At 62.0% G+C, this 15513-nt stretch carries 17 protein-coding genes; 9 read left to right on the forward strand and 8 right to left on the reverse strand.

Annotated elements, in window-relative coordinates:
• Positions 1 to 146 precede the first annotated feature (146 nt).
• The 5 genes from NKH89_RS28360 (at position 147) to NKH89_RS28380 (ending at position 4526) form a co-directional block, all read left to right on the forward strand.
• Complete coding sequence (locus NKH89_RS28360) at positions 147 to 665, forward strand: sigma-70 family RNA polymerase sigma factor (RefSeq protein ID WP_023719875.1); 519 nt, start codon at positions 147 to 149, stop codon at positions 663 to 665.
• On the forward strand, positions 662 to 1456 hold the full coding sequence (locus NKH89_RS28365) for an anti-sigma factor family protein (RefSeq protein WP_352481851.1): 795 nt from the start codon (positions 662 to 664) through the stop codon (positions 1454 to 1456). The genes NKH89_RS28360 and NKH89_RS28365 overlap by 4 nt, the downstream gene beginning before the upstream one ends.
• Positions 1457 to 1664: 208 nt before the next feature.
• Positions 1665 to 2771 carry a peptidase C39 family protein gene (locus tag NKH89_RS28370; protein ID WP_023719873.1) on the forward strand — a complete coding sequence of 369 codons (1107 nt, stop codon included), beginning with the start codon at positions 1665 to 1667 and terminating at the stop codon, positions 2769 to 2771.
• Complete coding sequence (locus tag NKH89_RS28375) at positions 2768 to 4231, forward strand: RimK family ATP-grasp domain-containing protein (protein WP_023719872.1); 1464 nt, start codon at positions 2768 to 2770, stop codon at positions 4229 to 4231. Before NKH89_RS28370 ends, NKH89_RS28375 begins: the two co-directional genes overlap by 4 nt.
• Before the next feature lie 22 nt (positions 4232 to 4253).
• Positions 4254 to 4526, forward strand: a complete 273-nt coding sequence (locus NKH89_RS28380) for a DUF3303 domain-containing protein (RefSeq protein WP_023719871.1) — start codon at positions 4254 to 4256, stop codon at positions 4524 to 4526.
• 91 nt (positions 4527 to 4617) lie between these two features.
• Here NKH89_RS28380 and NKH89_RS28385 read toward each other — a convergent pair whose 3' ends face one another.
• The 3 genes from NKH89_RS28385 to ygfZ all read right to left on the reverse strand — a co-directional run bounded on the left by NKH89_RS28385 (position 4618) and on the right by ygfZ (position 8313).
• The gene (locus NKH89_RS28385) at positions 4618 to 6756 is read right to left on the reverse strand and encodes a putative bifunctional diguanylate cyclase/phosphodiesterase (RefSeq protein WP_352481847.1); all 2139 of its coding nucleotides are present in this window, start codon (positions 6754 to 6756) and stop codon (positions 4618 to 4620) included.
• A gap of 64 nt (positions 6757 to 6820) precedes the next feature.
• On the reverse strand, positions 6821 to 7453 hold the full coding sequence (locus tag NKH89_RS28390) for a YfbR-like 5'-deoxynucleotidase (protein ID WP_023719870.1): 633 nt from the start codon (positions 7451 to 7453) through the stop codon (positions 6821 to 6823).
• Entirely contained in the window at positions 7453 to 8313 is an 861-nt protein-coding gene (ygfZ, locus tag NKH89_RS28395) for a CAF17-like 4Fe-4S cluster assembly/insertion protein YgfZ (RefSeq protein WP_023719869.1), read from the reverse strand. The genes NKH89_RS28390 and ygfZ overlap by 1 nt, the downstream gene beginning before the upstream one ends.
• 83 nt (positions 8314 to 8396) lie before the next feature.
• On the opposite strand from ygfZ, the gene NKH89_RS28400 reads away from it, so the two are divergent.
• Positions 8397 to 9728, forward strand: coding sequence for a dihydroorotase (locus tag NKH89_RS28400; RefSeq protein WP_352910754.1), 1332 nt, complete (start codon positions 8397 to 8399; stop codon positions 9726 to 9728).
• Between the two features lie 34 nt (positions 9729 to 9762).
• Here the strand turns inward: NKH89_RS28400 and NKH89_RS28405 are convergent, their stop codons facing one another.
• The 4 genes from NKH89_RS28405 to NKH89_RS28420 all read right to left on the reverse strand — a co-directional run bounded on the left by NKH89_RS28405 (position 9763) and on the right by NKH89_RS28420 (position 12146).
• The gene (locus NKH89_RS28405; RefSeq protein ID WP_023719867.1) at positions 9763 to 10566 is read right to left on the reverse strand and encodes a hypothetical protein; all 804 of its coding nucleotides are present in this window, start codon (positions 10564 to 10566) and stop codon (positions 9763 to 9765) included.
• Between the two features lie 96 nt (positions 10567 to 10662).
• A complete protein-coding gene (locus NKH89_RS28410; RefSeq protein WP_023719866.1) occupies positions 10663 to 10920 on the reverse strand; it encodes a hypothetical protein in 258 nt (85 codons plus the stop codon).
• Positions 10921 to 11294: 374 nt separating this feature from the next.
• A complete protein-coding gene (locus NKH89_RS28415) occupies positions 11295 to 11672 on the reverse strand; it encodes a TIGR02301 family protein (protein WP_023719865.1) in 378 nt (125 codons plus the stop codon).
• A 48-nt stretch (positions 11673 to 11720) separates the two neighbouring features.
• Positions 11721 to 12146 carry an NUDIX hydrolase gene (locus tag NKH89_RS28420; protein ID WP_352481843.1) on the reverse strand — a complete coding sequence of 142 codons (426 nt, stop codon included), beginning with the start codon at positions 12144 to 12146 and terminating at the stop codon, positions 11721 to 11723.
• A 123-nt stretch (positions 12147 to 12269) separates the two neighbouring features.
• On the opposite strand from NKH89_RS28420, the gene NKH89_RS28425 reads away from it, so the two are divergent.
• Positions 12270 to 13031 carry an SOS response-associated peptidase gene (locus tag NKH89_RS28425; RefSeq protein WP_352494856.1) on the forward strand — a complete coding sequence of 254 codons (762 nt, stop codon included), beginning with the start codon at positions 12270 to 12272 and terminating at the stop codon, positions 13029 to 13031.
• A 57-nt stretch (positions 13032 to 13088) separates the two neighbouring features.
• Here NKH89_RS28425 and NKH89_RS28430 read toward each other — a convergent pair whose 3' ends face one another.
• The gene (locus NKH89_RS28430; RefSeq protein WP_352494857.1) at positions 13089 to 13238 is read right to left on the reverse strand and encodes a hypothetical protein; all 150 of its coding nucleotides are present in this window, start codon (positions 13236 to 13238) and stop codon (positions 13089 to 13091) included.
• Between the two features lie 419 nt (positions 13239 to 13657).
• On the opposite strand from NKH89_RS28430, the gene cysS reads away from it, so the two are divergent.
• Both cysS and NKH89_RS28440 read left to right on the forward strand, forming a co-directional pair.
• Positions 13658 to 15127, forward strand: a complete 1470-nt coding sequence (cysS, locus tag NKH89_RS28435) for a cysteine--tRNA ligase (RefSeq protein WP_352494858.1) — start codon at positions 13658 to 13660, stop codon at positions 15125 to 15127.
• Positions 15124 to 15510, forward strand: a complete 387-nt coding sequence (locus NKH89_RS28440; protein WP_352856242.1) for a VOC family protein — start codon at positions 15124 to 15126, stop codon at positions 15508 to 15510. Before cysS ends, NKH89_RS28440 begins: the two co-directional genes overlap by 4 nt.
• Positions 15511 to 15513 lie beyond the last annotated feature (3 nt).

Genomic DNA, 15513 nt, shown 5'->3' on the forward strand with positions numbered 1-15513 from the left:
AATTTGGCCGGGAATAAAGCTGGCATCGGCAGCGTTATTCAGTTGCTTGGGTGACCGGGGCGGCGGACCGCTTCGCGCTGGCCGCTTGCGCCGCGCCGCAAAGGCGCGTTCAATCACCACGGACAGGGGCTCCAGAACCAGCGGTCATGGACGAAAAGAAGGCAGCAATCCTTGGTGAAATACCGCGTTTGCGCCGCTATGCACGCTCGCTGTTGCGCGACCGCGATTCCGCCGACGATCTCGTCCAGGATTGTCTCGAGCGGGCGCTTGTGCGGCTCGACAATTGGCAGACAGGAGAAAGCCCCAGGAGGTGGCTGTTTACGATCATGCATCATTTGTTCATCGACCAGATGCGCAAGGTGAACCGGCGCGGCGAGGCGGCGATGCTGCCGCTCGAGGCAAGCGAGGCGCAGGCAGCACCCGCCGAGCAGGTCGAGAGCATCGCCTCGCGCGAGATCGTCGACGCGCTGCAGGCGATCAGCCCTGACCGGCGCGCGGCACTTGTGATGGTCGCCATCGAAGGGTTTTCCTATGCCGAAGCCGCCAACATCCTTGGGGTTCCCGCCGGCACCTTGATGTCCCGCATCGCGCGCGGGCGTGAGGAACTGCGCGCGCTGCTGGATGATACCGCGCGCCGCCGCTCGATAAGGATCGTCGAGAAATGAGCCGGCGCGATTTCTCCGAACGCGACATCCACATGGCTCTCGATGGCGAGTTGCCGGGCGACGAGCGGACGGCCTATGAGGCATGGCTCGAGGCCAATGCCGAGATGAAGGCCAAGAGTGCACGCTACGCCGCCGACCGGGCAGCATTGCGCGCAGCCTTTAACGGCGTGCTGGACGAACCCGTACCGGTGCGGCTGAACAAGGTGGTGCTTGGCGAGGCGTCGGTGGTCAGAGCGGCGCCGTCGCGCTCGCGTTGGTGGCTTGCGGTCGCCGCTGCCGCCATGCTGGTGATTGGCGGTGCTGGCGGCTATCTTGCCGGCATCGGCGGCCTCGGCCTGGAAAATACGGCCGAGGACCAGCTTGCCGAAGAAGCGATCGCCGCCCACGTCATCTATGCCGCCGAAAAGCGGCATGCGGTGGAAGTGCCGGCAAGCGACAAGGATCATTTGCAGAGCTGGTTGTCGAACCAGGTGGGTTTGAAGCTCGTCGCGCCGGATCTGGCAGCGCAGGGATTCCAACTGGTCGGTGGCCGGCTGCTGCCTGCCGGCCAGGGCAAGGCCGCGATGCTGCTTTACGAGGACGACAAGGGCGCGCGCATTTCGCTCTTCGTCACCGCCGAATCGGCTGCCAAGGCCAAGGGCACCTATGGGTCGGAAGAAGATGGTCCTGCGGCTGTCTACTGGCTGGACAAGGGTTATGGCTGCGCCGTCGTCGGCTCGCTGCCGCGCGAGCGGCTGGCCGCGGTGGCCAAGAGCGCCTATGGCCAGCTTCTGGCGGCCTTGCAAAGCTGAGCAGGATCTCATTTTTCCGGAGCCGCGCCGATGCCGAAACACGGAGGTCGCTCAAAGCCTTTGCGCGACCTGCCTGCTGTCAAAACTGTCACAATTCGGCCCTAATCGAGGTGCGATAGCGCTTGCTTAATGCTGGCACTTCGGCTGGTGTGACCGATGTTTAGACTAGGGTCGTTTCCACAACCCAATCGAGGTTTTCTGAGCCCGCATGCCTGCCGAGATTCGCAAGGCCCGCGCGTCCGACGTCGATGACCTCGCCGCCATCGAAAAAGCTGTTTTCTCGAGCGACCGCATTTCTCGCCGTTCCTTTCGCCAACTGATCGAACGCGACACCGCCGAACTGCTGGTTGGCGAAAGCGATGGCCGCGTCGCCGGCTATGCAGTCGTGCTGTTTCGCAAGGGCAGCGGCGTCGCGCGGCTCTATTCGATCGCCGTCGGTCCATTTTTCGGCGGCCGTGGCGTTGGCCGCCTTCTGCTGGAAGAGGCCGAGACCGCTGCTTTCGAGCACGGCCGCATGATGCTTCGTTTGGAAGTCCGCGAGGACAACCCGCGCGCGATCCAGATCTACGAGCGGAGCGGCTACCGCAAGATCGGCCGCGAACCGGACTATTACGAGGATGGCGCCACGGCGCTGCGCTATGAAAAGACCTTGCGTGGCGACATTCCGGTCGCCACCGAAGTGCCGTTTTATCAGCAGACTTGCGAATTCACTTGCGGACCATGCTGCCTGATGATGGCGATGGCTTACTTCGGCCCCGGCTTCGTGCCGGACCCGGTGATGGAAATCCGGCTGTGGCGTGAGGCGACGACCGTTTTCATGATGTCCGGCCCCGGCGGCTGCGAGCCGTTCGGGCTGGCCGTCGCCGGCTATGAGAGCGGGCTTGCTGCTGAGATCTATGTGTCCTTCTATGGCGCGCTTTTCCTGCAATCGGTGCGCAGCGAAGACAAGCGCCGGGTGATGGAGCTGGCGCAGGTCGACTTTCGCCGCCGCGCGGAACTTTACGGCATCCCGGTGAATTACCGTTCATTCGGGCTTGACGACATTCGCACCGCGATCGCAGAGGGAAAACTGGTACTGGTCCTGATCAGCGGCTTCCTGATGTTCGGCAAAAAGGTTCCGCACTGGGTATTGGCCATCGGTGACGACGGCGATCACATCCTGATCCACGACCCTTGGGTCGAGGACGAGCGGCAGGAGACGATCCTCGATGCTGCCAACATTCCCGTGCCTTACGGCATCTTCATGAACATGGCGCAATTCGGCCGCGACGGATTGCGCGCCGCCATCACTCTCGGAAAGCGCGACAGCCAATGACCTGGGTCATCCTTACCGGCCGGCAGAACGATCTCGACCAAGTGGCGACGCCGCACAAGATCATCACCAATCGCGACTACCTTGCCCATCCGGCACTGTTTCGCGGGCAGCGGCCGAAGGTCATCAACCTGTCGAACAATTACGGCTACCAGAGCCGCGGCTATTACGCCTCGCTGCTCGCCGGTTCGCGCGGCCATAAGGTCATCCCGACGGTCGAAACGATGATCGACCTGTCGGAGCGCAAGCTCTATGAGCACGCGTTGCCGGAACTCGAACTCGCACTCAACAAGTGCCGCAAGGACCTGGGCGGCGCTTTCCCGCAGAAGGTCTGCATCTTCTTCGGCATCGGACCGTCCAGGATCTGGGACCGCTTCGCCAAACTGCTGTTCGACTGGTTCCGTGCCCCGGCGCTTGAGGTCCACATCAGGGACAGCGCCGAATGGGCCTCGATCCGCAAGATTGGCTTCCATCCCCTGGCCAGGATGACCGAGGACGAGGAAACGCACTTTCTCCAGTGCCTGGAGACCTACACCAACCGCGAGTGGCGTGACACCAAGGGCCGCACGCCGGCGCGCTACACTTTCGCCACGCTGGTCGATCCGCATGAGGAACTGCCGCCGTCGGAGATTTCGTCGCTGCGCCACTGGGCCAAGATCGCTGAAAAGATGGGCGTCGAAATCGAGCCGATCACCAAGCGGGATCTGGCCAAGCTCGCCAACTACGACGCGCTGTTCATCCGCGAGACCACCTCGATCTCCAACCACACCTACCGCTTTGCCCGCCGCGCCCAGCAGGAAGGCATGCCGGTCATCGACGATCCGCTGTCGATGATCCGCTGCACCAACAAGGTCTATCTCAACGAGCTGATGACCTACAACAAGGTACCGGTGCCGCCGACGGTGATGATAGCCGGCATCTCGGATCTGGAAGTTGCGGCGCAGACGCTGGGCTTCCCCCTGGTGCTGAAGATCCCGGACTCCTCGTTTTCGCGCGGCGTCAAGAAATGCGGCACCTTCGAAGAGTTAAAGACGCTCGCAACCGAATGGCTGGAGGATTCCGACCTCCTGATCGCGCAAAAATTCATTCCGACGGAATATGATTGGCGCGTCGGTGTCCTCGGCGGCCAACCCTTGTTTGCCGTCCATTATCTGATGGCCAAGAAGCATTGGCAGATCGTCAATCATAAGGCCAACGGCAAGCCCGACCAGGGCGGCATCAAGACCTTCACCCTGAAGGAAGCGCCGGCCCATGTCGTCGAGACGGCGGTGAGCGCGGCGCGCTGCATCGGCGACGGCCTCTACGGAGTCGACCTCAAGGAGACCAGGGACGGCGTCTTCGTCATCGAGGTCAACGATAACCCCAACCTCGACCACGGCTGGGAAGACTCCGGCGAAAAAGACGAGGTCTGGGTGCGGCTGACGCAGTGGTTCCTGGAGCGATTGGACCGGCCGGGCCGATGACATCCGAATTGAGGGGAAAAAGATGCTGTTCTTCGTAACCGAGGATTTTCGCGGCTGCGACCGTAAGGAGATCTACCGCCGTTTCCGCGACCAGGGCCGCCTGAAGCCGGACGCGCTGCTCGTGCACCACAGCTGGATCGCAGCGGATATGAGCCGCTGCTTCCTGCTGGTGGAGGCCGATGACGTCACACTCCTGCAGCGGTGGGTCATCGAATGGGCGGATCTGGTCGAATTCGAGATCGTTCCCGTGGCGACGAACAAGGATATGGTGGAGGCGTTGAGCGGACATCTCTGACCTGCGCGCGCTTCGACGAGGTATATCCAGACATTGTATTGATGGCAGATGTCCAGGCTGAGCCGATGACTGGCTCGCCCGGCTGTCGCACTTAGCCGGATTGCCTGATCGTCGCGTTCGACTTCAGCAGCCGGTTGATGTCCGACGCTTTCGATGGCACGCCGATCAAATAGCCCTGGGCCTCGACGCAGCCCTCCTTTTGCAGGAATTCAAGCTGCGCTTCGGTCTCGACACCCTCGGCGGTGACGGTGATGCCCAGCTGTGCGCCAAGCCCGATGATGGTGCGCACGATCGCCGCGGTATCGCGACTGTCGATGTCACGGGTGAAAGAGCGATCGATCTTGATCTTGTCGACGGGAAAGCGCCTGAGGTAGCCGAGCGAGGAATAGCCGGTGCCGAAATCGTCCAGCGCTATGCGGACACCCAGATCGCGCAGCTGCCTCAGTGTCTTGAGCACCAGATCGCTCTCGTCCATCAGCACCGTTTCGGTGATTTCCAGTTCAAGCCGGTTGGCCGGCACGCCCGAGAACGCCAGCGCCGAGATGACGCTGCGGGCAAAGGTGCCGCTTTTGATCTGCACGGCGGAGACATTGACTGCGATGCGCAAAGGCGCCCAGCCTGCCGCGGTCGTGCAGGCTTTCCGCAGCGCCCATTCTCCAAGCGGCACGATCAGCCCGGTCTCCTCGGCGGCCGGAATGAAGTCGTCCGGACGCACCAGGCCGCGCACTGGCGAACGCCAGCGCATCAAGGCTTCGGCACCGACGATTTCGCCGGAGGCGATGTTCATGATCGGCTGGAAATCCAGCTCGAATTCCCGGCGTGACAGCGCCGCCCTGAGATCGATTTCGAGCGCCCGGCGCGCGCGCACCATCGCATCCATGGCTGGTTCGAAGAAACGGTAGAGGTTGCGCCCTTCGCTCTTTGCCCGATAGAGCGCCATATCGGCGTTTTTCAGCAAAGTGTCGGTGTCCTTGCCGTCATTCGGAAACAGCGCGATGCCAACACTGATGCCGACGCGCATGTCGTGTCGCTTGTCGCGAAACGGCTTTCCGATGATCTCGACGATGCGTTTGGCCAGTTTTTCCGCATCGCCCGGGCTTTTGAGATTGAACTGGATTATGACGAATTCGTCGCCGCCGAAGCGAGCGACAACGTCCGTTTCATTGCGCAGGCACCGTTGCAGCCGTTCGGCCACGCATTTCAGCAGCCAGTCGCCGGAAGGGTGGCCCCAAGTATCGTTGACCGCCTTGAAGTGATCGAGGTCGAGCGAGAATATCGCCAGCGATCCGTCTTTCGTCTCGCTAAGGGCTTGGTCGAGCCGTTCGCGAAGCATCGAGCGATTGGGCAGGTTGGTCAGTGTGTCGTGATGCGCAAGGTGGGTCATGCGCTCTTCCACGCGCCTGCGCTCGGTCACGTCGTCGAATGTCGCGACCCAGCCGCCGCCGCTCATCGGCCGGCGTGCAACCAGCAGCGTTCTGCCATCGGCAAGATGGCGATGCGTTACGTGTGTTTTGCCCGCCCGCAGGCAGGCTTCGATTTGCGAAATTTCGCTGTCGGGGTCGAGCTTTGTGTAAATGCCCAGTTCCAGCAGCCGCTTAAAGGCATCACGGTGGCTCATGCCAAGCGGGAGGTCGGCCGGCCTGACATGGTAAAGTTCCAGAAAACGTTCGTTGCGCACGATCAGCTTGCCGTCCGCGTCGTACATCAAAAGTCCTTGCGACATGTTGGCAAGTGCCGCGTCGAAACGGCGGTGCTGCTCCTTCAACTCCTGCTCGGCGCGCCGTTGCTCGGTGATATCCTCGTAGATCGATACCCAACCGCCCGACGCCAGCGGCCGGTGCGAAATGTTGACGATACGCCCGTCTGCAAGCGTTTCCTCATAGGTGGAAGGTTTTGCCTGGTCGATATAGGGCTTGCGAATGGCATAGAGTTGCTCAGCGCTTTGCGAGGCGATGCCGATGTCCACGCTGTGCTGGAGGATGTCGAAAAACCGGATGCCGGGCCGTACCACTTCGGCGTCGAGGCGAAAGATACTGATGTAGTTCCTATTGCAGATGATCATCCGTTCATCGGCATCGAACATGCACAGGCCATGCGACATGTTCTCGACCGCTGCCGAAAAACGCTCGTTCTGTTCGCGCAGCTCGTCTTCAATCCGTTGCGGCAGACCAACGCCTTTGACCCGTCGTCGGCGGACGGACGAACCTGCCTTGATACCGGCAACGGGCATGTAGCGCGCCTATGGACCGTGGTTAACCACGGCACTCTTGTCCTTGCCGGTTAATTTACCGTTTTCAGCCGGCTGGAACGGCAGTCTGGCGTCGCGACTTCTCGATCGCCGCAAACCGTTTGAGAAAGGCATTCTGCGCCCAGGTCACCGAGCGCGGCGTGACATCGAAGCGCTCGGCATTGAAGCCGCGCGGCCGGCCGAAGAACTCCGTCGCCTCTGCCGTTGAAAAACCCGCAAGCAGCGTCGCTTCGAAATAAGCGGCGATCTGATCCGCTCGCTTGATCTCCTTGCGCAGTCCCGCGTCGAGTTCCGCTGGCAGCGAAAAGCGCAGATGGATGGCGCGCTGCAGCCTGATCTCGCAGTCCCTGTAGCTGCCGCCCATCACGGACTTGAACGGCGAGATCATGTCGCCGATGACATATTCCGGCGCGTCGTGCAGCAGCGCCGCCAACCGCGCATCGGCGTCGGCATCCGGCATCAGCTCGCCGACAAGCGTTTCGACGAGCAGCGAATGCTGGGCGACCGAAAAGGCGTGCTCGCCTCTGGTCTGGCCGTTCCAGCGCGCGACGCGGGCAAGGCCGTGAGCGATATCCGAGATCTCGATGTCGAGCGGCGAGGGGTCGAGGAGATCGAGCCGTCGCCCGGACAGCATGCGCTGCCAGGCGCGCGGCGGCGCCCCGGCGCGATCGGCCGCCATCAGGCCTCCTCCGCGCCGACGGCTTCCTGCGGAAAGCTGAATTTCGCCCAGGGCGGGATGGTGAGCGACACGGCGACATCGTCAGCCAGGATCGGCAGGCCGGCGTCGAACGCTGCCTTGACCCGGTCGATGCGGGCAATGGCGAGGCCTGTCGTGCCGGCGGTCGAGCCAAGCGTGCCGACCGGCCGCCCCTCCACGGTCAACTCTGCGCCCGAGGCGGGCAGGGAGCGTTCGGCCGAGACGATCAACACCCGGCGTCTGGCAGTGCCGCGATGCTGCATGCGCGAGACAACCTCCTGGCCGACATAGCAGCCCTTCTTGAAGCCGACGCCGCCGATCTCGTCGAGCAGCACGTCATGCGGAAACGCATCGCCGAGCTGATAGTCGGTGCCGCTTTCGGCAATGCCATGGGCGATGCGAAAGGCTTGCCATGCGGCAAGGTCGCCTCCTTCTGCGGTGCCATCATAGAAGCGTTTGACGATAGCATCGACGAACCGCCCATCGGCAAACGGTGCTGATTCAAATTGCGAGGCAGTTGAAGCGCTTTCCCATAGGACGGTCACAACAGGCTGATCAAGCTTGGAAATTTGGACTTTGGCGCGCAACTTGTAGAGCGTCAGCCGGCGCATGAAATCGTCGGCGGTCTCGGCACGGCATTCGAGGCGGAAAGCATTTTCGCCGGCGCGCGAGATCAGGAAGTCGAAAAGGATCTTGCCTTGCGGCGTCAGCAGGGCGCCGGGCTTTGCTTCGCTGCTCCCGAGCACGTCGAGGTCGGTAGTCAGGATGTTCTGCAAAAAGTGCGCGGCATCCGGCCCGGACACGGAAACGAGTGCGCGATCTCTGAGCGAGGCAAAGGGCATGGTGGGAAAACGAGCCTGATCTTGCAAAACTGTCGGCCATTACGTAAGCCGCTGGCACTTCCCCCGCAAGAGACCTGATCCGCATGGCCCCCATCTACGATCTCATCCTGACAGGTGGCACCGTGGTCAACCACGACGGCGAGGGTTTTCGCGACGTCGGCATCAATGGTGGGCGCGTCGCTGCCATCGGCGATCTCCGCCAGGCGTCGGCCGGCGAGACAATCGACTGCCGCGGACTGCATATCCTGCCGGGCGTCGTCGATAGCCAGGTGCATTTCCGCGAGCCGGGACTGGAGCACAAGGAAGATTTGGAGACGGGCTCGCGGGCAGCGGTGCTTGGCGGCGTCACCGCCGTCTTCGAGATGCCGAACACCAATCCGCTGACTACCAGCGAGACGACCCTTGCCGACAAGGTGCGGCGTGCCACCGGCCGCATGCATTGCGACTTTGCCTTCTGGGTCGGCGGGACCCGCGACAATGCAAAAGACGCCGGCGATCTCGAGCGGCTGCCGGGTGCGGCCGGCATAAAAGTGTTCATGGGCTCGTCCACCGGCGACCTGCTGGTCGAGGACGACGAAGGCGTTGCCGCGATCCTGAGGAACACACGCCGCCGCGCCGCCTTTCACTCCGAGGACGAGTTCCGGCTGCGCGAGCGGCTCGGCGAGCGCATCGAGGGCGATCCGTCCTCACATCCGGTGTGGCGCGACGAGATCGCCGCATTGCGCTGCACCGAGCGCCTGGTGCGCATCGCGCGCCAGGTCCGTGCCCGGATCCATGTGCTGCACATCTCGACCGCCGAAGAGATAGGCTTCCTCGAACAGCACAAGGATGTCGCGACTTGCGAGGCGACGCCGCATCATCTGACGCTGAGCGCAGATGACTATGCGCAGTTAGGCACGCTGATCCAGATGAACCCGCCGGTGCGCGCCGCGCGCCATCGCGAGGGGGTCTGGCAGGGCATTGCGCAAGGCGTTGTCGATGTCCTCGGCTCCGACCATGCGCCGCACACGCTGGCCGAGAAGGCAAAACCTTATCCGGCGTCGCCGTCAGGCATGACCGGCGTGCAGACTTTGGTGCCGATCATGCTGGATCATGTCAACGCCGGCCGGCTGACGTTGCAGCGCTTTGTCGACCTGACCAGCCATGGCCCACAGCGCATTTTCGGCATCGCCAGGAAAGGCCGTATTGCCGCCGGCTACGATGCCGATCTGACCATCGTCGACCTGAAGCGCCGCGAGATCATCGCCAACGCCCAGCAAGGCTCCAAGGCCGGTTGGACGCCTTATGACGGCAGGCAGGTGACCGGCTGGCCGGTCGGCACTATCGTTCGGGGCCGGCGCGTGATGTGGGAAGGCGAGATTGCCACGCCAGGCCAAGGCAGGGCGGTGGAGTTTTCCGAGGCGTTGGCGGGCTAAGCTCCCTGCCTCAATAAGGGCCAGGCCTGACCACTCAATCCCCAGCGACGAAGAACGTCCATTGCCCGGTCGGCGTGATGCCGACGCGGTAGAAAATGTAGGCGCCGAACTGCTTCATGTTGTCATAGTCGCTGGCAGTGACGATCTTGAATAACTCGACCCGCTGCCTGGCATCGAGCTTGTCCAACGGCAGGGCGAAAAAATACGGCCAGACGTAGAGATCCTGCGGCGTGCCTGCATCGACATGGACATAGCCGGCATTGAGCACCTCTTCCAGGATGGCGAGGATTTCCTGGCCTTCCGTGTCGCCTGAAAGCCCTTTCAGGAAGGCGATCGGGTCGCCCTCCATGTCGCCCAGCGACAATTGGGTCATCATGTCGCCCGTGCCGATCAGCGGCCGCAGTCTTTCGATGTCGCCGCTTTTGCACGCCTCGACGATCAGATCGTGCATGCGCCTGACCGGTTCCGGCAACTTGGCAAGGTCGTAAACGACTTCGGGCACAGGCGCGTCCGGATCGACATGCGGATTGGCCATGCCGCCGTCGTCCGCTGGCCCTTTCGGTTCGGTTTGCCTTGGCTCGTCGGACGGAGTCGGCTGGCTGGCTGCAGGTGGCGTCGTGCCGAGCGGGCCGGGCATCGGCACGGTACTTCCGGGCGGCGACATGTCGCCGTCGGGCGGCGGCGTGACCGGCGAAGGCAGGTCTTCGCGCTTGATCTCGCTGAGGGCGTGAGCGGGACTGCTCGCAAGAAACAGTGCAAGGGGAATCGTGGCGCAGGAGGCGATAAGCCAAATGCTGAGGACCAGGCCGCGCGGCTTGCCTGATATCGAAAAATTCACCGCCTGCTACTCCCTGGTTCCAGGCCCACTCATGTGCCCGGACATGATGTGCCCGGACATGATGTCCGGCGACGCGCCGTCGTCAAAGAACCGGGGTCAGTGCCGCAGCCTTTCGGGCTCGAAGGCCCCGGCAACCACCTTTTCGCGCATGCGATCGAGCAGGGCAAGCGCCGAGGTCTCGCCATTGGTTCGCAGCATCTCGCCGAATGCCGTTTCGAGGGCTGCCTCGGCGATGATTTCCGGCTCGATCCCCGCCGACAATCCTTCCGCCCAGGCTTCGCTGTGGCTTTCCACGGCGGTCAGGCGCTTTTCTTCCCTGACCAGCGCGTCGATGTCGTTGACGCCATGTTCCATTGCGATGTCCACCCTTTCAAGCGGTGATCCGTTGGATAGGGATCAAGCTTGAGTTGTCCCTTTTACACGCAGGCGAAGTAAGTACTTGTAAATGCGACATTTTTTTGGTCGTTTTCTACAAAACCCGTCGCATTAAGCAAACCTGCGTCCGATCCGTTTCAAACTTAGCCGATTAGGCCGGCCAAGGGGACGGAAACCTTCAGTTTGAGTTAATTTCACATCTGCGCGCTAACGTTTCGTTAACATAGTTGCAAAAGTGCAACATCAGGTTTGCACCAAGACCTCACCCGAGGCAAGCGGAGAAGTGTCGAACGCGTCCGCCGCCAACAGCGCCGACGCTTGATTCCGCTTTGCCGGAACGGCAGCTGCCGCCGTCAGTTCCCGTAGCGCGAGGCGATGTCGCGAGACAGTGTCTCGCCTTCCTTCATGTAGCGGCTGATGGCTTCCGTCGCCGAGGCGGTGCATTGCGTATAACTGCCGCCGAAGGATCGGTAGCCGCGGTTGAAGCTGGCGATGAAGCGGGCGCGCCGCTCAGGGTTCGGATTTTCTGATGCGATCAGTTTTTCCATCTCGGCCCGCCACCGGTCGCCCTTCTCGCCGCATAGATTGCGCAGGAAATGCAACGAGCCGAGCACTTCCGCCAGCCGCAACAGCCCGGGCTCGAACGGCGCCTCGGCGGCAATGGCAGGACGCAAGCCGACAACCACACTAACGGCGAGGCAGGCGGCGAGAAACGGTGATGTGCGGTTCATGAGCCCTTGTGCTGAAATAATTTGTTGCCTGCAAGGCGATTCTCAAGCTCAGTTCGCGCCGCCCTTGCTGGTGGCCAGCAGGTCGTCGGCGATATCAAACACTGCATCGGCAAGCTGCATCGCTGTCATTTCGGCCAGTGTATAGAAGGCGGCGGTTTCGGCGTCGTCACTGGCCACCGCCTCGCCGCCGGCATAGTTGGCCCCAAACACCGTCAGCCGGTAGTCGACCGGATGCCCGTCGCCGCTGCCGTCGATGTGGATTTCCCGCAGCGGCCGGTAGTTGCGCGCCTGCAATCCGGTCTCTTCCAGCAATTCGCGCCTTGCTGCCTGTTCCAGCGTCTCGCCGGCTTCGACCTTGCCACCGGGAAAGGCATAAAGGCCCTGCGAGGGCGGTCTGGCCCGCTTGACCAGCAGCACCGTGTTCTCGCGCACGACGCAGACCGAGACTGCCGGAATGATCTTACGTGCTTCCATGGGTTCCCGATCGCTCGATTGGCATAGCCCGTTGTGGACCGGCCGTCGGCGAACAGCTTTAGCGGTTGCGAAAGGCAGGTTCCATGGTCACTTTCACATGTCACCCATTCGAGAGCTGAATTCATCTGCGGACGCTTTGCCTTGACCGCCACTCCGGACCAGACCGCCGCCCTTCTCGGTCTGGCGGAGTTGGAGGAGTTTCCGCCCCGCTACAATATCGCGCCGACGCAGCCGGTGCTGATGGCGCTCGCCGGATTGCCGCAGGCGCCGGGCTCGAACCTGCCCGACCGCCGCTCGATGCTGGTGCGCTGGGGCCTGATCCCGGCCTGGGTCAAGGATACGCGTAACTTCCCGCTGCTGTTCAACGCGCGTTCTGAGGGGGCTTCGGAAAAGCCGTCGTTTCGCGCTGCCATGCGCCATCGCCGCGCCCTGGTACCGGCTTCGGGATTCTACGAATGGCACCAAACCGCTGGCAGAAGAGGGCAGCCCTATTGGATGCGGCCAAAGCATGGAGGGCTTGTCGCCTTCGCCGGGCTGATTGAGACGTATGCCGAGCCGGGTGGCTCGGAAATGGAGACCGGCGCCATTCTGACCGCCCACGCCAATGCCGATACTGCCCATATCCACGACCGCATGCCGGTGGTGATCCATCCCGAGGATTTCGCGCGCTGGCTGGATTGCCGCACGCTCGAGCCGCGTGATGTGGCCGATCTGCTGAGACCCACCCGGCCCGATTTCTTCGAAGCGATCCCGGTTTCCGACCTCGTCAACAAGGTCGCCAATACCGGGCCGGAGATTCAGGAGAAGGGCGTCGTCGAGCCTGAGCCCGAGAAGGTCAAGCGCCAGAAGTCCGGCGCGAACGACAGTCAAATGACATTATTTTAGCGAAAGCTACTATTTCCAGGACACCGTGAGCGCCTCAATCTTCACCCGACGGCATTCTCAGGCAGCGCGTGGCGACACGATCTTCTGTGCCGGCTTCTTCTTCTTCGCGGTGTGCAGAAGAGCTGCGACGATTGCTGCCGGGCCGATCGCCCGGTAATGGCTGGCGAGCGCCGGTTGCTTGGCGCGGGTGGATTCTTGCTTAGGCATTATTCTCTTCCCTGGTAACGTCTTCGTGTCTGCGTTTGCTGGCCGAATCCGACCAAATCGTGACGCTTGCTGATCTAGCCGGCGAATGTTTCATGACAGTGCCGATCTGTTTAATAAAATGTTTCAGTGGCTCATTTCCTGTGAGCCAACGATATTTTTGGCGAAGGTAGCGACTTGACGGCAACACCAGGCAAGGCGATAAAGCCGGCCATGAAAACGTCTTTCGCCATTTGTGGCATTTGCATTATCGACTAGCCTCGCGCTGGTCCTGGACGTTTTCGCCTCATCTCCTCCCAGATTGGACAAACGCCCCGGCCAGCAGGCTGGAGCTCGATTTTGCGCCTCGGCGTGACCGACTCCATCCAGAGCACGATCCCAAAAGATCATGCTCAAACAAAGTAACGCACCGGAACGCACGTATGTCTGAAGCATCGAAGAGCCTGCGCCTCTACAACACGCTAACGCGGAGCAAGGAGGATTTCTTCCCGATCGATCCGCGCAACGTGCGCATGTATGTCTGCGGCCCGACGGTCTACGACTTCGCCCATATCGGCAATGCGCGGCCGGTGATCGTCTTCGACGTGCTGTTCCGTTTGCTGCGCCATCTCTACGGGCAAGCGCATGTCACTTACGTCCGCAACATCACCGACGTCGACGACAAGATCAACGCTCGCGCGCTGCGCGATTTCGGCGGCGAGATTGCCTTGGGCAAGCTGTCGCTGAACGAAGCGATCAGGCGGGTCACCGAAAAGACCGCCGATCAGTTCCACAAGGACGTGGCGGCGCTCGGTTGCCTGGAACCGACGGTCGAGCCGCGCGCCACCGAGTTCGTCGAGCCTAGGCCCGACGGCAAGGTCGACATGATCCTCTTGATTCAACGCTTGATCGAACGCGGCCATGCCTATGTCGCAGCTGGAGAAGTCCTGTTCGACACCGCTTCCATGCCGGACTACGGACAGTTGTCGAAGCGCAATCTCGACGAGCAGCAGGCAGGCGCCCGCGTCGCCGTCGATGCGCACAAGAAGAACCCGCAGGATTTCGTGCTGTGGAAATTGTCTTCGCCCGAGGAACCGGGCTGGGAGAGTCCGTGGGGCAGGGGTCGGCCGGGCTGGCACATCGAGTGCTCGGCGATGTCGGCCGCCTATCTCGGCGAGGTGTTCGACATCCATGGCGGTGGTCTCGACCTGATCTTTCCACACCACGAGAACGAGATCGCCCAGTCACGTTGCGCCCACGGCACCGAAACGATGGCCAAGGTGTGGATGCACAACGGTTTCCTGCAGGTCGAGGGCCAGAAGATGTCCAAGAGCCTGGGCAATTTCTATTCGATCACCGAACTGCTGGAGACGGAGACTTTTGGCGGCCGCAAATGGCCGGGCGAGGTGCTCAGGCTGGCGATGCTGATGACGCATTATCGCGAGCCGATCGACTTTTCCGTACGCAAGCTGGAAGAGGCGGAGAATACGCTGCGCAAATGGAAGCGAGCGGCCGATCTGGCGCCGCCAACGGCAAAATCGGTGCCGGCGGATGTGATCGAAGTGCTGTCGGATGACCTCGCCACCTATCCCGCATTCCAGTTGCTGACCCAGTTGGCTGGCGATGCTGTTGATTTCGACGCTGGTAGCAGCAACGCAGCCGCCGAAGACAACGATGCTGCCACTTTGCTGAAGGCATCGCTGCTGTTCCTCGGCTTCGACGTCGCAACAGCCAAGGTGGATGAAGACGCCATTGCCAAAGCGATCGCCAAACGCCTCGCGCTGATCGCCGCCAAGAACTGGGCCGAGGCCGACCGCATCCGCGACGAGTTGCTGGCGCAAGGCATCCAGTTGAAGGACGGCAAGGACCCTGTCACCGGCGAACGCATCACCACCTGGGAGGTAAAAAGATGATCGATCATCTCGGCATCACCGTTTTGGATTTCGACGTGTCGAAAGCTTTTTACGACAGGGCGATGGCGCCGCTTGGTGCCTCGCTGCTCTACATGGTGCCGCAGGAATATACCGGCGGCGCCAAGGTCGGCGGCTACGGCCGCGACCGGCCAGTGTTTTGGCTGCATGTCGGCAAGGACAAGCCGAAGGATCATCAACACGTCGCTTTCACGGCGCGCAGCCGTGCCGAGGTCGATGCCTTTCACGCGGCGGCAATCGCCGCCGGCGGCAAGGACAATGGCGGGCCGGGCCTGCGCCCGCACTATCATCCGAACTATTATGGCGCCTTCGTCTTCGATCCCGACGGCAACAATGTCGAGGCGGTCTGCCATGCTCCGGAGTAAAAT

The sequence above is a fragment of the Mesorhizobium sp. M0923 genome, assembly GCF_040319365.1.
In the GTDB taxonomy this organism is placed as follows: Bacteria; Pseudomonadota; Alphaproteobacteria; order Rhizobiales; family Rhizobiaceae; genus Mesorhizobium.

Excerpts from the sequence above, each read along its gene's own strand:
- NKH89_RS28360 (WP_023719875.1), top strand. The coding sequence starts at position 147 with ATGGACGAAAAGAAGGCAGCAATCCTTGGTGAAATACCGCGTTTGCGC.
- NKH89_RS28365 (WP_352481851.1), top strand. The coding sequence starts at position 662 with ATGAGCCGGCGCGATTTCTCCGAACGCGACATCCACATGGCTCTCGAT.
- NKH89_RS28370 (WP_023719873.1), top strand. The coding sequence starts at position 1,665 with ATGCCTGCCGAGATTCGCAAGGCCCGCGCGTCCGACGTCGATGACCTC.
- NKH89_RS28375 (WP_023719872.1), top strand. The coding sequence starts at position 2,768 with ATGACCTGGGTCATCCTTACCGGCCGGCAGAACGATCTCGACCAAGTG.
- NKH89_RS28380 (WP_023719871.1), top strand. The coding sequence starts at position 4,254 with ATGCTGTTCTTCGTAACCGAGGATTTTCGCGGCTGCGACCGTAAGGAG.
- NKH89_RS28385 (WP_352481847.1), bottom strand. The coding sequence starts at position 6,756 with ATGCCCGTTGCCGGTATCAAGGCAGGTTCGTCCGTCCGCCGACGACGG.
- NKH89_RS28390 (WP_023719870.1), bottom strand. The coding sequence starts at position 7,453 with ATGGCGGCCGATCGCGCCGGGGCGCCGCCGCGCGCCTGGCAGCGCATG.
- ygfZ (WP_023719869.1), bottom strand. The coding sequence starts at position 8,313 with ATGCCCTTTGCCTCGCTCAGAGATCGCGCACTCGTTTCCGTGTCCGGG.
- NKH89_RS28400 (WP_352910754.1), top strand. The coding sequence starts at position 8,397 with ATGGCCCCCATCTACGATCTCATCCTGACAGGTGGCACCGTGGTCAAC.
- NKH89_RS28410 (WP_023719866.1), bottom strand. The coding sequence starts at position 10,920 with ATGGAACATGGCGTCAACGACATCGACGCGCTGGTCAGGGAAGAAAAG.
- NKH89_RS28415 (WP_023719865.1), bottom strand. The coding sequence starts at position 11,672 with ATGAACCGCACATCACCGTTTCTCGCCGCCTGCCTCGCCGTTAGTGTG.
- NKH89_RS28420 (WP_352481843.1), bottom strand. The coding sequence starts at position 12,146 with ATGGAAGCACGTAAGATCATTCCGGCAGTCTCGGTCTGCGTCGTGCGC.
- NKH89_RS28430 (WP_352494857.1), bottom strand. The coding sequence starts at position 13,238 with ATGCCTAAGCAAGAATCCACCCGCGCCAAGCAACCGGCGCTCGCCAGC.
- cysS (WP_352494858.1), top strand. The coding sequence starts at position 13,658 with ATGTCTGAAGCATCGAAGAGCCTGCGCCTCTACAACACGCTAACGCGG.
- NKH89_RS28440 (WP_352856242.1), top strand. The coding sequence starts at position 15,124 with ATGATCGATCATCTCGGCATCACCGTTTTGGATTTCGACGTGTCGAAA.